This is a genomic window from Pseudomonas sp. P97.38 (assembly GCF_001269745.1).
Classification (GTDB): Bacteria; Pseudomonadota; Gammaproteobacteria; order Pseudomonadales; family Pseudomonadaceae; genus Aquipseudomonas; species Aquipseudomonas chlororaphis_E.
In genome coordinates, this window is record NZ_LHVJ01000011.1 from 262,432 (window position 1) to 276,930 (window position 14,499).

At 62.1% G+C, this 14,499-nt stretch carries 13 protein-coding genes; 8 read left to right on the top strand and 5 right to left on the bottom strand.

Annotated elements, in window-relative coordinates; translation table 11 throughout:
* Positions 1-21 precede the first annotated feature (21 nt).
* Positions 22-582: an NADPH-dependent FMN reductase gene (locus tag AD664_RS06670; RefSeq protein ID WP_053145337.1), complete on the bottom strand. Its 561-nt coding sequence runs from the start codon at positions 580-582 to the stop codon at positions 22-24.
* A 184-nt stretch (positions 583-766) separates the two neighbouring features.
* On the opposite strand from AD664_RS06670, the gene AD664_RS06675 reads away from it, so the two are divergent.
* Positions 767-1,000, top strand: coding sequence for a hypothetical protein (locus tag AD664_RS06675; protein ID WP_053145339.1), 234 nt, complete (start codon positions 767-769; stop codon positions 998-1,000).
* An 85-nt stretch (positions 1,001-1,085) separates the two neighbouring features.
* Positions 1,086-1,979, top strand: a complete 894-nt coding sequence (locus tag AD664_RS06680) for a LysR substrate-binding domain-containing protein (RefSeq protein WP_053145343.1) — start codon at positions 1,086-1,088, stop codon at positions 1,977-1,979.
* On the opposite strand, the gene AD664_RS06685 is transcribed toward AD664_RS06680, so the two are convergent.
* Together AD664_RS06685 and dnaQ are read right to left on the bottom strand one after the other, a co-directional pair.
* Complete coding sequence (locus AD664_RS06685) at positions 1,945-2,559, bottom strand: GNAT family N-acetyltransferase (protein ID WP_042729984.1); 615 nt, start codon at positions 2,557-2,559, stop codon at positions 1,945-1,947. The two genes, AD664_RS06680 and AD664_RS06685, sit on opposite strands and share 35 nt — an antisense overlap.
* A gap of 205 nt (positions 2,560-2,764) precedes the next feature.
* On the bottom strand, positions 2,765-3,511 hold the full coding sequence (dnaQ, locus tag AD664_RS06690; protein WP_042729983.1) for a DNA polymerase III subunit epsilon: 747 nt from the start codon (positions 3,509-3,511) through the stop codon (positions 2,765-2,767).
* A 183-nt stretch (positions 3,512-3,694) separates the two neighbouring features.
* On the opposite strand from dnaQ, the gene AD664_RS06695 reads away from it, so the two are divergent.
* Positions 3,695-5,740 carry a patatin-like phospholipase family protein gene (locus AD664_RS06695; protein WP_053145345.1) on the top strand — a complete coding sequence of 682 codons (2,046 nt, stop codon included), beginning with the start codon at positions 3,695-3,697 and terminating at the stop codon, positions 5,738-5,740.
* 54 nt (positions 5,741-5,794) lie between these two features.
* Here AD664_RS06695 and rnhA read toward each other — a convergent pair whose 3' ends face one another.
* The gene (rnhA, locus tag AD664_RS06700; protein ID WP_042729981.1) at positions 5,795-6,247 is read right to left on the bottom strand and encodes a ribonuclease HI; all 453 of its coding nucleotides are present in this window, start codon (positions 6,245-6,247) and stop codon (positions 5,795-5,797) included.
* 91 nt (positions 6,248-6,338) lie between these two features.
* Complete coding sequence (locus AD664_RS06705) at positions 6,339-7,097, bottom strand: class I SAM-dependent methyltransferase (RefSeq protein ID WP_053145347.1); 759 nt, start codon at positions 7,095-7,097, stop codon at positions 6,339-6,341.
* A gap of 65 nt (positions 7,098-7,162) precedes the next feature.
* Here AD664_RS06705 and gloB point away from each other — a divergent pair, with 65 nt between their 5' ends.
* From gloB to AD664_RS06730, 5 genes are all read left to right on the top strand, one after another.
* Positions 7,163-7,930, top strand: a complete 768-nt coding sequence (gene gloB / locus AD664_RS06710; protein ID WP_053145349.1) for a hydroxyacylglutathione hydrolase — start codon at positions 7,163-7,165, stop codon at positions 7,928-7,930.
* A 99-nt stretch (positions 7,931-8,029) separates the two neighbouring features.
* Entirely contained in the window at positions 8,030-9,478 is a 1,449-nt protein-coding gene (locus tag AD664_RS06715) for a transglycosylase SLT domain-containing protein (protein WP_053145351.1), read from the top strand.
* Positions 9,479-9,738: 260 nt separating this feature from the next.
* Positions 9,739-11,568: an extracellular solute-binding protein gene (locus tag AD664_RS06720; protein WP_172679702.1), complete on the top strand. Its 1,830-nt coding sequence runs from the start codon at positions 9,739-9,741 to the stop codon at positions 11,566-11,568.
* On the top strand, positions 11,565-13,421 hold the full coding sequence (locus tag AD664_RS06725; protein WP_053145355.1) for an extracellular solute-binding protein: 1,857 nt from the start codon (positions 11,565-11,567) through the stop codon (positions 13,419-13,421). Before AD664_RS06720 ends, AD664_RS06725 begins: the two co-directional genes overlap by 4 nt.
* Before the next feature lie 4 nt (positions 13,422-13,425).
* Positions 13,426-14,499, top strand: a complete 1,074-nt coding sequence (locus tag AD664_RS06730) for a microcin C ABC transporter permease YejB (protein WP_042729169.1) — start codon at positions 13,426-13,428, stop codon at positions 14,497-14,499.

The following is a 14,499-nucleotide window of genomic DNA, read 5'->3' on the forward strand; positions in this document are numbered from 1 at the left end:
CTCATCCGGGCTATCCGGGGTTCAGACCTTTTTATGCTGCTCGACCCACTGACCATAGGCCGCGATGAATTTCTGCAGGAACGGCTTCAGCGACTCCGACAACTGGCCCGCCTCGTCGAACGCCGTACCGGCGCCGCTCAGGTAGCCTTCCGGCTGCTGCATGCAGGGCACATCGAGGAACACCAGGGATTGGCGCAAATGGTGATTGGCGCCGAAGCCACCGATGGCACCTGGGGAAGCGCTGATCACCGCGCCCGGCTTGCCGCTCAGGCAACTCTGCCCGTAAGGGCGCGAGCCCACGTCGATGGCATTTTTCAACGGTGCCGGCACCGAACGGTTGTACTCCGGGGTGACGAACAACAGCGCATCGGCCGCGCCCACCCGCTGGCGGAATGTCGCGTAGGCGGCCGGTGCCGGCGTCACGTCGATGTCTTCGTTGTAGAGGGGCAAGTCGCCAATCTCGACGATCTCCAGCTTCAAGTTGGCAGGTGCCAGGTCGGCCAGGGCCAGGGCGATCTTGCGGTTGATCGACGCCTTGCGCAGGCTGCCCACCAAAACGGCCACGGTGTAGACATTACTCATGAGAGGCTTCTCGACTGTCGGCTCAAAGGATCTGTAGTTATAGATGATCGGCGTTACATTTGGACCAGTGGAGCGACGAAATCCGGCCGGCTGGACTATTTTTTTCTTGTGGGAAAACTTACCGCGATAGACCAAGGTCTACAGAACCGCAAATCGAGTGATCTATTTCCAGAGGTTCTAAGCAATGGCAGCAGTACTTGTCGGACAATTCCATGCGCGAGACGCCGAAGGCCGCGTCTATTCGGTGCATGAGTTCCAGGAATCGACCCCGTCGCCCGAGGGATACGGCAAGGAGCCTGTCACCACTTATAAGCTGGCCATTGGTGATCGCGTCAACAAACTCGACGAAGACCGCTTCCTGCTGGTGCAGTCGGGTATCGAGCTCATCCGCGAACCTGAAACGCTAATCGCCTCGTAATCGTTGTTATGAGCAGAAGTCATGCCCGGACTTGGGTTAGGATTCGGCCACCCAATGGCTTATCCGCCGAACACGGACTTCTTGCATGCGTTTACGCCACATCGAAGTGATCCAGGCGCTGCTGCAGACCGGCCATCTCGGCACGGCGGCCGAATGGCTGCAACTGCCGGTGGCAGAGGTCGAGGCGATTCTGCGTGATGCCGAGGCCCAACTGGGGTTCATGCTGTTTGCCAGTGTGCGCGGACGCTTGCAGGCCACCCGGGAAGCCCTCGAACTGCGCGACGGCATCACGCGGGTGTACGACACCCTCGAACCGGTGCAGCGGCTGGCCAGCAGCCTGAAACACTACCAGGCGCCGCCACTGCGCATCATCTGCACCCCGCCCTTGGCCCAGCAATTGTTGCCCCAGAGCATCGCCGCCCTGCGCCGACGCTTCGCGGATGCCCCTTGCACCCTGCTCAGCCAGCCAACCCGCGGCATCGTCCAGAGCTTGCTCCTGCGCGAAAGCGACCTGGGCCTCAGCCTGCACAACCCGGAACATCCCGACATCGATTGCCAGGTGATCGCCCAGGGCAAACTGCAGTTGCTGGCTCCCCATGGCTGGCTGCAACCGCGGCAGAAGTACATTTCGCTCCAGGACCTGGCGGGACAATCGTTGGTGGGGCTCGAAGGGCACGACCCGTTGAGCCCGGCGTTCGAGCACAAGTTGGCGGCGTTGCGCCCGGCGCCGGTGATCCAGATCCGCGTCCAGACCCACCAGATGATGCGGGCCATGGTGGAGGCCGGCGAAGGCCTGGCCATCGTCGACCCTTTTACCGCGTCGGGCGCCAAGAACGCGGGCCTGGACACCTGTCCGCTGGCGCCCGCCATCCTGATTGACCTTTATGCATTGAGCCTCAAAGGCCGCGAGCCCTCGCCCGCCCTTGAATCACTGCTCGAACGGGTCAAGGAACAAGCCGAGGCGCTGCTGGGCCACTGATCGCCATGCCCAGCGGATCGTCGAACAGCCGATACCAGAACAGCGCCACTTCGGCGGTGTGACGGTCGATGCCGCGATAGCGCAGGTGATCGATCCCACCCAGTACGTAACCGCAACGCTCGTAGAGCCGGCACGCGCCCAGGTTGTTGTTCTGGGTTTCCAACATGATGCCCGGCAGCTTTTTCTTGCGACTCCAGAACTGCGCGACGTCAAGCAAGGCCTTGGCCACCCCATGGCGACGGGCCGGGGCATGCACCGCCAGCTCGTCGATGTGGGCGAACCCGTTCCAGTTGGTACTGACCACCAGGTGCCCCACCGGCTGGTCATCCAGGTACGCCATGAAGATCTCGCTGTCCGGGGCATCGCGAAAACTGCTGAACTCCTCGGGATCGATGCCATAGCACTTGCGATAGGGAACGATCGGCGTCACCGGCCACTGGCTCACCGGGCGACCGACCTGCGCCGTGCCGTAGTCACTGACCTCGAAGCTGAAGTCACTGCCCCAGATATAGGCAGCGAAACCGTCATCGACAATGCGCACCGACAGCCCGGGGTGCTTGGGATTCATGACCGGTTGCATACTGGGAAACGTCCTCATTCCTTGAGACAACCAACGGCGCATAGCCATCCATTGCCCTGGTCTTTCAAATCTTCACTCATCAAGCGGGATCCGTAGCCTGCCCGTAACCTCAGGTTAGAAGGTCATGGCGATTGTGGCGAATGAACAAGGTGGGTCCACGGGAGCGAGCGGGCTCGCGCCTACAGGCGTTTATGCGCCAAAGCCCTCAAGCCTCAGCCAACTGCGTCCACAGTGCCGGAGCACCGGCCGACTTGGCGATGGCTTCCAGACGCGCGGCATGTTCGGCCAGGTCGCTTTCGCTCGCGCGAATGATCCGGGCGGGACGGCGGTCCGCCGGCAGGCGACGGATTTCCGTGGCCTGGTTGCCCGACCCTTCGCCCGAACCGTTGCCATCGGAGGCGTTGCCCGCCAGGGACAGGCTGGTCTGCCCGCCGGTCATGGTCAGGTAGACGTCGGCCAGAATCTCCGAGTCGAGCAAGGCGCCGTGCAGCTCACGGCCGGAGTTGTCGACGTCGTAGCGCTTGCACAAGGCGTCGAGGCTGTTGCGCTGCCCCGGGTGCCGCTCCCGGGCCATCACCAGGGTATCGAGGATGGTGCAATGCTGGCTGATGTCGGCGCGGTCGTGCTGGCCCATCAGCGCGAATTCGTTGTTGATGAACCCAACGTCGAACGCCGCGTTGTGGATGATCAACTGCGCGCCCTTGATGAATTCGAAGAACTCATCGGCCACTTCGGCAAACCGCGGCTTGCCCACCAGGAACTCGTTGGTGATGCCGTGGACGCCGATGGCGCCCTCGTCACTCTCGCGGTCCGGTTGCAGGTAAACGTGGAAATGGCGACCGGTCAGGCGCCGGCCGATCAGCTCGACACAACCGATTTCGATAATCCGGTGACCATCGGTCACCGGCATGCCGGTGGTTTCGGTATCCAGTACAACAGATCTGTTGGCCATCAGTGTTCAGCTCTCAACGGGCAGGCTTGCAAAAGCGCGGATGTTAGCACGCTCCCCGCGCCAAGGGATTTCCCGAGGCCCGGCTGGTGCAAATGAATGATGGCTCAGTAGCACTAAGCCACCCAGGTGCTAGCCTCACGCCACTGGCTTTCGCTCAACGCCAGGTCCCCTAAGGAGCGTGACATGTATCACATCCCTCGACCCCATGAAAAAACACTCGGCGCTGGCGCCAAGAAGTGGGCAACGTTCGCCCTCGCCCTGTTATCCGGTTGCGCGTCGATCGACGATAAACCCGACCTCGGCCGTACCGACGGCGAGCAACCCGACCCGGCACGCTACGAAGAAAGAAGCGCGGCGCTGAGGGCGGCCGAGAATTGCCACCTGCGCTCGTATCGGCAACAGCTTCACACGCCTCCCAACGCCATCGACGCCCCCTGTACCGGGCAGGAAATCGCCGGCTATCGCCCGGAACTCGGCCTGTCCCTGTCTGGCGGCGGGATGCGCTCGGCGACATTTTCCATCGGGGTTCTCGCGGGCCTGCAAAAACAGGGGCTGCTCGACAAGATCGACATTGTCTCTTCGGTGTCAGGCGGCAGTTATGCCAACTTATGGCTCACCCACCAGCTGTTCGGCGCCAGGCACTACGCTGCACACGCCGTCACGCCTGACGAGTTGTTCAAAAGCTACTACGTGTACAAGGCCGTACGGGATAGCCCGGACATCGAACCCATGGCGCGCCCCCACCATGCCGATCAAACAACGAGACGGTTCCAGACCTACCTTGAAAACAACAGCTACCTGATCACCAGGACGCAGGACTCGAACTACGGGGCGTTTATCAACCAGAGCAGCTACGTCGGCGAAATGGTCGGACGCGGGGCGGTCTGGGTGCCTTCCGTGCCCCTCAATATTCTCGCGAACGGCCTCTTCAGGTGGCAGGTCAACTTGAACCCTTGGGAGTCGGCCTACCAGCACGGGATCGACCGGACATTCGCGGCCTATCCGACAGACTGGCATTCAACCTTAAAAGACGCGCCGCCCAGTTACGGCGAATTGGCGGACGCGGCAAAACGAGGTGAGATACCGTTTTTCATCGTCAACACCACCGCCGCCTACGGAGGCAGCGTCGAATGGCTGCGCACCGCCGACTTCGCGGGCTTCAACTCCGACCTGGCGAGCGTCGTCTATGAGTTTTCACCGCTGGCCTACGGCAATACCGCGTTTGGCTACTGCGACTATCAGGACGGCACAAAGAGGGCAACCTACGGAGTACCTTGCTACCCCGCCCGCGCGCCCAGGCTTTCCGAAGCCGTCATGATGTCGGGCGCCGCTGTCGACGACCTTAAATTGACCGACCAGCCCTTGGCCTATGTCCCCGTGGATGCGCTGGCCGACGCCCTGAATCTGTCGCTCGGCCGGTACGTGGCAAACCCCAGGGTTGAGCCGGCCACTCGCGCTTGGCACAAAGCCCTGCCGTTCCCCTTCTACTTCGCCACCAACCGGCGATATGACGAAACTCGAGACTCGGTTTACCTCAGTGACGGTGGGCACTCGGAAAACCTCGGGCTCTACGCCCTGGTGAAAAGACGGGTCAAGAACATCATCACGGTCGACGCAGAACACGAAGCGACCAGCCAGGGCGACCAGCGGATGGCCGTGTTCGACGCCTTGCAGCGCTTGCGGTGCCATCTGGGCAAGGAGGAAGGACTGAAGTTTTACAAGGTAGAAGGCTCGGCCACGGTACCGGACAAGTTTCTCGACGCCGATGCCTGTGAAACGTTTAGCCGCAAGGATATCGGATTCAACTTCGTTAAATCCGACCCCTTCTTTCGCTTCGATATCTGCCCCGACCAAGGGTGCACGCCCGAAAACCGGATCCGGGTTCTGTACGTAAAACTGTCGACCCAGGAAGCGGCCATGCCACCAAACCCGGACTGGAGTCGCCGGTTGTCGAACTGCGATGGCGACAATGATTTTTCCTGCGAAGCGGTCTGGCTCTACCAGCAGGGATTGTCTGCGTGCAAACACCAATGGCTTGGCGAATGTGATCGCTTTCCGCAGGTAGCGACCCAGGACATCAATTACCCCAGAACGCAGGTCAACGGTCATCGAGCGCTGGGTTATGACATTGGCCGCCGGATCACGCTCTCGGAACAGGGCCCCGCTGGGGAGCCCTTCACTCCCTGGCATCCAAAACCCGACGTGTCCATCAACACCACGGGGTTCTGATGCCGTTGACCGCCAGAAGATGAACCACACCGGCCCGTGAAGGCTGGCGTGGCGTCAGCCCTGCTTGTAGCCCCGCACTTCATCCACTCCGCGGTTGGCCAACTGGTCGGCCCGCTCGTTACCCGCGTGACCGATGTGGCCGCGCACCCATTTCCAGGTGACGTTGTGGCGGTTGACCTGCTCATCCAGCTGTTTCCACAGGTCGGCGTTCTTCACCGGTTCCTTCGCGGCCGTCTTCCAGCCACGCTTCTTCCAGTTGGCCATCCACTCGTTGATGCCCTTCATCACGTACTGCGAGTCGGTCACCAGCAGCACGTCGCACGGCCGCTTGAGCTCTTCCAGGCCACGAATGGCGCCCATCAGCTCCATGCGATTGTTGGTGGTATTGGCTTCGCCGCCCCAGAGCTCCTTCTCCACGCCCTTGCACACCAGCAACGCGCCCCAGCCGCCCGGGCCAGGGTTGCCCTTGCAGGCGCCATCAGTAAAGAGTTCTACGCTATCGCTCATGCCAATCTATCCAGGAAAAAAATGCAAAGGCCCGCGGGTCGAAGCCCACGACGCCCGTGGCCAAAATGTCGGCCGAACATCAGAAAAAGGTTTACGGCTCGATGTGGCGACGATTGACCTTGGCCATGGGCAAGGGAATCAGCTTGCCCATCGGTTCGCGGCGCACCTGGCGTACCGGGCGCAGCCCTACGGCGATCTTGCGCGCCACCAGCAGGTAGAAACCGCCGCCGGACAGTTGCCAGTCACCGGCCTTGCGCTCCCAGCCGGCCAGGCGGGCCTGCCACTTGGGCGACGCAAGCGGCGGACGATAGCACCCGAAGCGGCGTTTCTCCAGCGCGAACCCGAGCAAGTTGAGCCAGTCGCCCACCCGCGAGGCCGAGATGCAACGGGCCTGGCGCAAGGCGTCCTGGGCGAAGACATGGCGCAGGCCCCAGCTGCTCCAGGGGTTGATGCCGATGATCAACAGGTGCCCGCCGGGGCGCACGCTGCTCGCTGCTTCACGCAACAAGCCATGGGGCGACAGGCAGAAGTCCAGGCCATGCTGCATGACCACCACATCGGCGGCGTGTTCGCTGAGCGGCCAGGCCTGTTCCTCGCAGACAATTTCCACCCCGGGCAAGGGCGCGCCCAGGCGCACGTTGCGCTGGACCTGCGGCGCCGACGGCGGCGTCTGCGCCGAAGGCCCGTAGTGCACCAGGTAGCCACCAAAGAACCGGCCCAGCTCGTCTTCGAGCATGCGTCGTTCTTCATCCAGCAAAAATTGCCCGACAGGACCGGACAGCCATTCACGGGCGGCGCTGATCAACGCCAGCCAGTCGGGATCGGCCTGGGCGAACGCTTCATCAGTCATTGCATTCTCCAACGCGTCAGGAAGTTCTAAGATGCGCCTTTGTTTTCAGCTTGGCGAATTCCGCGATGATACAGATCAGTGCCCTGCCCGCGTTCACCGATAACTACATCTGGTTGTTACAGGATCACTCGACCCAGCGTTGCGCGGTGGTCGACCCGGGCGATGCCGCACCGGTCCAGGCCTGGCTCGATGCGCACCCCGGCTGGGTACTGGGCGACATCCTGATCACCCATCATCACCATGATCACGTCGGCGGCGTGCAGGCGCTGAAAAAGGCGACGGGCGCCACCGTCCACGGCCCGGCTGGCGAGAACATCCCGGCGCGCGACACCGCGCTGAACGACCACGATACGGTCAACGTGCTGGGCTGGGACTTCGAGGTCTTCGCCGTGCCCGGCCACACCCTGGGGCATATCGCCTACTACCACCACGGTTTGCTGTTCTGTGGCGACACCTTGTTCGCCGCCGGCTGCGGCCGCCTGTTCGAAGGCACCCCGGCGCAGATGCATCACTCCCTCAGCCGCCTCGCCGCGCTGCCTGAAGACACCCTGGTCTACTGCACCCACGAGTACACCCTCAGCAACCTGAAATTCGCCGCGGCCGTCGAGCCGGACAACCCTGACATCGCCGCGCGCCTGGCCAAAGTCAGCCAGCAACGCAGCGACGGCGTCACCACCCTGCCCTCGACCCTGGCCCTGGAAAAACTCACGAATCCGTTCCTACGCACCACTGAAACATCCGTTAAACAAAAAGCAGACGAACGGAGCGGCCAGCGAAACCAGACGCCGAGTGAGGTTTTTGCGGCCTTGAGGGCTTGGAAAGATACGTTCTAAGGGCGCTACCGATTGATACAAAAATTCTGAATGGTTGACCTGTTGGGGTGCGCTTTCTAGAATCGCCCGACATTTTCGCCCGGAACTTACTTCCAGCCAATGTCGTCATCTATACGCAGGTCCGCCCAGTCAGACACATTGACCCGCTTGGCCCAGGCCATCGCGGTGGCTGTGTCCGCCACGCTGGCGGGCTGCCAGAGCACGAGCCAGGTGCCGCAAACCGACGCGGCCCACACCCCGAACCTCGCTGCCCGGGCCAAGCAGAAGCCGTTGTGGCTCAGCGAAAAACCCAGCCCCCAGGTGCCCCAGGATGTCTGGGAGCGCATGCGCCAGGGCTTCCAGTTGCAGGAAACGGCCGGCGTCAATCCCCGTATCGAGCAGCAGCGGCTCTGGTTCGCCAGCAACCCGTCGTTCCTCGAAGGGGCCGGTGAACGCGGCAGCCTCTACATCCACTACATCGTCGAACGCCTCGAAGAACGCAACATGCCGCTGGAGCTGGCCCTGCTGCCAGTGATCGAAAGCGCCTACAACCCCATGGCCTACTCCCGGGCCAACGCGGTGGGGCTATGGCAATTCATCCCGTCCACGGGGCGTTATTTCAACCTGCGCCAGACCCGTTTCTATGACGGACGCCGCGACATCACCGCGTCCACCACGGCCGCCATGGACTACCTGACGCGGCTGCACGACATGTTCAACGGCGACTGGCTGCTTGCCCTGGCGGCCTACAACGCCGGCGAAGGCACGGTCAGCCGCGCCATCGAGCGCAACGAGAAGCTCGGCCTGCCCACCGACTACTGGAACCTGCCACTGCCCGCCGAGACCCAGGCCTATGTGCCCAAGCTGCTGGCATTGTCCCAGGTGGTGCTCGCCCCCGATGCCTATGGCGTGAACCTCAACCCGATCGCCAACGAACCCTACTTCCAGGTCGTCGAGATCAACCAACGCATGGACCTGTCCAAGGTCGCGGCGGTGGCCAATATCGACGAGGACGAGCTGTTCCAGCTCAACCCGGCCTTCAAGCAGCGCACCACGATCGACGGCCCGCAGCACTTGCTCGTACCCACCTCCAAGGCCCAGTTGCTGACCGCCAGCCTGTCGACCATGCGCCCGGAAGAGTTGATCAGCCCGCGCTCGCTCAAACCGGTTTTCGAAACCGCCGACGACAGCGAAGTCGAAGGCGCCCGGCGCAGCTACCGGGTCAAGCGCGGCGACAACCTGGCCCAGATCGCCAAGGCCAACAATGTCCGGACCAAGGACCTGCAACGCTGGAACAAGCTGAGCGGCAACAAACTCAATGTCGGCCAGACCCTGGTGATGCAGGACACCAAGGCCCCCAAGGCCAACGGCAAGCGCATCAACACCGTGGTGGCCGCCAACAGCAAGGACCAGAAGAAGCAGACCCAGTACAAGGTCAAGCAAGGTGACTCGCTGTACGTGGTGGCCAAGCGCTTCAACGTCGAGATGCAACATCTCAAGCGCTGGAACCCGCGGATGGGCAAGGCGCTCAAGCCCGGGCAGATGCTGACGGTTTACTCTCCGCACTGATACTGATTTAGCCGGGGCAGTTTTGTGGCGAGGGAGCTTGCTCCCGCTGGGTTGCGCAGCAACCCCAAAAGCAGCGACCCAATCACCCCTCACACCGAAGTGCCAGGTTCGGGGTCGCTTCGCACCCCAGCGGGAGCAAGCTCCCTCGCCACAGCTCAAGCAAACCCTGAAGCTTTGAGCCCCCGCCTTTTTCCTGCCGATACAAGCTGTTACTGTACCTGCCATAACGCCCAAGCCGCCTGGATCGGATCTCAGACTTGATACGTCCCCTCCTCTTGCTCCTGATCAGCCTGGCCTTGAGTCCCTGCGCCAGCGCCACCATCAGCGAAAGCCATGGCTATGCGCAGTTCGGCACGCTCAAGTACCCGGCCAGATTTACCCACTTCGACTGGGTCAATCCGCAAGCGCCCAAGGGCGGTACCTTGCGGGTCATGGCATTCGGCACTTTCGATACACTCAACCCGTATACCTTCAAGGGCAGCAGTCCGGTTTCCACGCCTAATTTCCTGCAATACGGCATCAACGAGCTGAACGAGCCATTGATGGTCGGCACCGGCCAGTACGCGCCGTCCGGCGATGAGCCGACATCCAGCTACGGCCTGATCGCCCAGTCGGTGGAGTACAGCGAAGACCGCAGCTGGGTGGTGTTCAACCTGCGACCCGAAGCGCGGTTCCATGACGGCGTGCCGATCACCGCCTACGACGTGGCCTTCTCCTACCGCACCTTGCTCAAGGACGGTCACCCGCAATACCGCACCAACCTGCAGGAAGTGCTACGGGTCGATATCCTCAACCCACTCAAGATCCGTTTTGTCTTCAAGCGCGCCGGCAACCCCCTGTTGATCCTGCGTCTGGGCGAACTGCCCGTGCTGCCCCAACATTACTGGAAAGGCCGCGACTTCAAGGCAACGACCTTCGAGCCGCCCCTGGGCAGCGGGCCCTATCGCATCACCAAGGTGCAACCAGGCCGCCAACTGGTGTTCGAGCGGGTCAAGGACTACTGGGGCAAGGACCTGCCGGTCAATCGTGGCAAGTACAACGTCGACCGCATGGAGGTGGAGTTCTACCGCGACAGCGATGTCGCCTTCGAAGCCTTCAAGGCGGGTGAGTTCGACATTTATATCGAGCACCAGGCCAAGAACTGGGCCAACGGCTACGAGTTCCCGGCAGTCAGGCGCGGCGAAGTGATCAAGGCGCAAATCGCCCACCAGATCCCGACCCAGACCCAAGGCCTGTTCATGAACACCCGACGCGCCACGTTTGCGCAGGTCAAGGTGCGTGAAGCCCTGGGGCTGATGTTCGACTTCGAGTGGACCAACCGCACGTTGTTCAGCAGCGCCTACAAGCGCACCCTCAGTTACTACCCCAACAGCGAATTTTCCGCCAGCGGCCTCCCGGTGGGCCATGAATGGCTACTGCTCAAGCCCTACCGCGAACAACTGCCGCCGCGCCTGTTCACCGAACCTTTCAGCCTGCCCCAGACCGACGGTCGCGGCATTCCCCGGGAAACCCTGCGCAAGGCGCTGGGGCTCTTGAAAGAAGCCGGCTGGACGCTCAACGGCCAGCGACTGCTGGACGCCGACAGCCGCCCGCTGAGCTTCGAGATCCTGCTGGTGAACCCGAACCTGGAGCGCATCCTGCAACCTTACGTCGAGAACCTCGCCAGTATCGGCATCCAGGCCCGGTTGCGCACCGTGGACCGCGCCCAGTACAAGCAGCGCCTCGACCAGTTCGACTTCGACATGATCCTGCTGACCCTGAACCAGACCCTGAGCCCGGGCCTGGAACAATGGCAGTACTTCCATTCCAGCCAGGTCGGGGTCAAGGGCAGCAAGAACTACGCCGGGATCGCCGACCCGGTGGTCGACCACCTGCTGGAAAAGCTGCTGGCCGCCCAGACCCGGGACGAACAGGTCGCCGCCGGCAAGGCCCTGGACCGCGTGCTGCTCTGGCAGCACTACTGCATTCCCAACTGGTATCTCAACTATCATCGCCTGGCGTACCGCAACCGGTTCGCCTTCGTCACCACGCCGCCCTACACCCTGGGCCTGAGCGCCTGGTGGCTGAAATCTTCGGAGAAAGATCAATGAAGCCTATACGTGCCCTGCTCCTGCATGCAGGCGGCCTGCTGTTCGCCGGGCTGGCCTGCGCCGCGCCGCAGCACGCCCTGACCTTGTACAACGAGCCGCCGAAGTACCCGGCCGATTTCAAGCATTTCGACTACGTCAACCCCGACGCCCCCAAGGGCGGGATATTCCGCCAGGGCGGCTTCGGTGGCTTCGACAGCCTCAACCCGTTCATCAGCAAGGGCGTGCCGGCCGACGACATCGGGCTGATCTATGACACCCTGGCCAAGCAGGGCCTGGATGAACCCTTCACCGAGTACGGCCTGATCGCCGAAAAAATCGAACGGGCCCCGGACAACGCCTGGGTCCGCTTCTACCTGCGCCCCGAGGCCCGGTTCAACGACGGCCACCCGGTGCGCGCCGAAGACGTGGTGTTCAGCTTCCAGACCCTGACCAAGGACGGCGCCCCGATGTTTCGCGGCTACTACAACGACGTCGCCGAAGCCATCGCCGAAGACCCACTCAAGGTCCTGTTCAAGTTCAAGCACACCAATAACCGTGAATTGCCGTTGATCCTCGGGCAACTGCCGGTATTGCCGAAACATTGGTGGGCCGATCGCGATTTCAACAAGGGCAACCTGGAGATTCCCCTCGGCAGCGGCCCCTACAAGGTCACCGAAGTGAAGGCCGGGCGCTCGATCCGCTATGAGCGGGTGAAGGACTACTGGGGCAAGGACCTGGCGGTCAACCGCGGCTTCTATAACTTCGACGTGCTGACCACCGACTATTACCGTGACAACACCGTGGCGGTCGAGGCCCTGAAGGCCGGGCAGTTCGACTTCTGGCTGGAGATGACCGCCAAGAACTGGGCCAACGCCTACAACATCCCGGCCGTCACCGAGGGGCGCCTGATCAAGGAACAGATCCCCAACGGCAATCCCACGGGCATGCAGGGTTTTGTCTTCAACCTGCGCCGGCCGGTGTTCCAGGATGTGCGGGTGCGCAAGGCCCTGAGCCTGTTGCTGGATTTCGAATGGACCAACAAGCAGCTGTTCAACGGTGCCTATGCCCGCACCCGCAGTTACTTCGAGAACTCGGAAATGGCCGCCACCGGCCTGCCCGATGAAGACGAACTGAAGATCCTCGAACCCCTGCGCGGCAAGATTCCCGAACAGGTCTTCACCGAAGCGTTCCAGCCTTCGATGTGCGACGGCAGCGGCATGATCCGCGACCAGCAGCGCAGCGCCTACCAACTGTTGCAGGAAGCCGGCTGGCGTATCGTCGACGACAAGATGGTCGATGCCCAGGGCAAACCGGTGGTGCTGGAGTTCCTGCTGGCCCAGACCGAGTTCGAACGGGTGCTGCTGCCGTTCAAGCGCAACCTGAGCGACCTGGGTATCGACCTGGTGATCCGCCGGGTGGACGTCTCCCAGTACATCAACCGCGTGCGCTCCCGGGATTTCGACCTGGTGGTGGGCAGCTTCCCGCAATCGAGCTCGCCGGGTAATGAACAGCGCGAATTCTGGATGTCGGCCGCCGCCGACAGGCCTGGCAGCCGCAACACCATGGGTCTGAAGGACCCGGCGGTCGACCAGTTGGTGGAACAGTTGATCAACGCCGATTCGCGCAAGAGCCTGGTGGCCCATGCCCGGGCGCTGGACCGGGTGCTGCAATGGGGTTACTACGTGATCCCCAACTGGCACATCAAGACCTGGCGCGTGGCCTACTGGAACCACATTGGCCACCCAAAGGTGACACCGACCTATGACATCGGCACCACCACCTGGTGGGTCAAGCCCGATACCAAGCCTGCCGTGGAAGTAGAAAAACAAGTGATGGAACAACAGAACAACGCCGCTCCTGCGAGCGTGGAGTAACCCGATGCTGGCTTATACATTCAGGCGGCTGCTGCTGATCATCCCGACGCTGTTCGGCATCCTCTTGATCAACTTCGTCATCATCCAGGCCGCGCCTGGCGGGCCGGTCGAGCAGATGATCGCCAAGCTCGAAGGGTTCGAAGGCGCCACCAGTCGCATCGCCGGCGGCGGCGCCGAGGTGTCGGTGGCCGGGTCCAGCTATCGCGGCGCCCAGGGCCTGGACCCCAGCCTGGTCAAGGAAATCGAGCGGATGTACGGCTTCGACAAGTCGGCCCCCGAGCGCCTGTGGATCATGATCAAGAACTACGCCCAGCTGGACTTCGGCGACAGTTTCTTCCGCGATGCCAAGGTCATCGACCTGATCAAGGAAAAGATGCCGGTGTCCATTTCCCTCGGGCTGTGGAGCACGCTGATCATGTACCTGGTGTCGATCCCGCTGGGGATCGCCAAGGCCACGCGGCACGGTAGCCATTTCGACGTCTGGACCAGCTCGGCGATCATCGTCGGCTACGCGATCCCGTCGTTCCTGTTCGCCATCCTGCTGATCGTGGTGTTTGCCGGCGGCAGTTACTTCGACTGGTTCCCGTTGCGCGGGTTGACCTCGAACAATTTCGAGACACTGACCCTGGGCGGCAAGATCCTCGACTATTTCTGGCATCTTGCCCTGCCGGTGACCGCCCTGGTGATCGGCAACTTCGCCACCATGACCCTGCTGACCAAGAACAGCTTCCTCGACGAAATCAACAAGCAATACGTCGTCACCGCCAAGGCCAAGGGCCTGACCCGCCGCCGAGTGCTCTACGGCCACGTGTTCCGCAATGCCATGCTGCTGGTGATCGCCGGCTTTCCCTCGGCCTTCATCGGGATTTTCTTCACCGGATCCTTGCTGGTGGAAGTGATCTTCTCCCTCGACGGCCTCGGGCTGATGAGCTTCGAGGCGGCCATCAACCGCGATTACCCGGTGGTCTTCGGCACCCTGTTCATCTTTACCCTGCTGGGGCTGGTGGTGAAACTGATCGGCGACCTGACCTATTCCTTTGTCGATCCGCGCATCGACTTCGAAAGTCGGGAGCATTGA

Bases quoted from the DNA above. Each gene is read 5' to 3' on its own strand.
- AD664_RS06705 (WP_053145347.1), bottom strand. From the start codon at position 7,097: ATGACTGATGAAGCGTTCGCCCAGGCCGATCCCGACTGGCTGGCGTTG.
- AD664_RS06675 (WP_053145339.1), top strand. From the start codon at position 767: ATGGCAGCAGTACTTGTCGGACAATTCCATGCGCGAGACGCCGAAGGC.
- AD664_RS06695 (WP_053145345.1), top strand. From the start codon at position 3,695: ATGTATCACATCCCTCGACCCCATGAAAAAACACTCGGCGCTGGCGCC.
- dnaQ (WP_042729983.1), bottom strand. From the start codon at position 3,511: ATGGCCAACAGATCTGTTGTACTGGATACCGAAACCACCGGCATGCCG.
- AD664_RS06670 (WP_053145337.1), bottom strand. From the start codon at position 582: ATGAGTAATGTCTACACCGTGGCCGTTTTGGTGGGCAGCCTGCGCAAG.
- AD664_RS06730 (WP_042729169.1), top strand. From the start codon at position 13,426: ATGCTGGCTTATACATTCAGGCGGCTGCTGCTGATCATCCCGACGCTG.
- AD664_RS06680 (WP_053145343.1), top strand. From the start codon at position 1,086: ATGCGTTTACGCCACATCGAAGTGATCCAGGCGCTGCTGCAGACCGGC.
- AD664_RS06715 (WP_053145351.1), top strand. From the start codon at position 8,030: ATGTCGTCATCTATACGCAGGTCCGCCCAGTCAGACACATTGACCCGC.
- rnhA (WP_042729981.1), bottom strand. From the start codon at position 6,247: ATGAGCGATAGCGTAGAACTCTTTACTGATGGCGCCTGCAAGGGCAAC.
- gloB (WP_053145349.1), top strand. From the start codon at position 7,163: ATGATACAGATCAGTGCCCTGCCCGCGTTCACCGATAACTACATCTGG.
- AD664_RS06685 (WP_042729984.1), bottom strand. From the start codon at position 2,559: ATGCAACCGGTCATGAATCCCAAGCACCCCGGGCTGTCGGTGCGCATT.
- AD664_RS06725 (WP_053145355.1), top strand. From the start codon at position 11,565: ATGAAGCCTATACGTGCCCTGCTCCTGCATGCAGGCGGCCTGCTGTTC.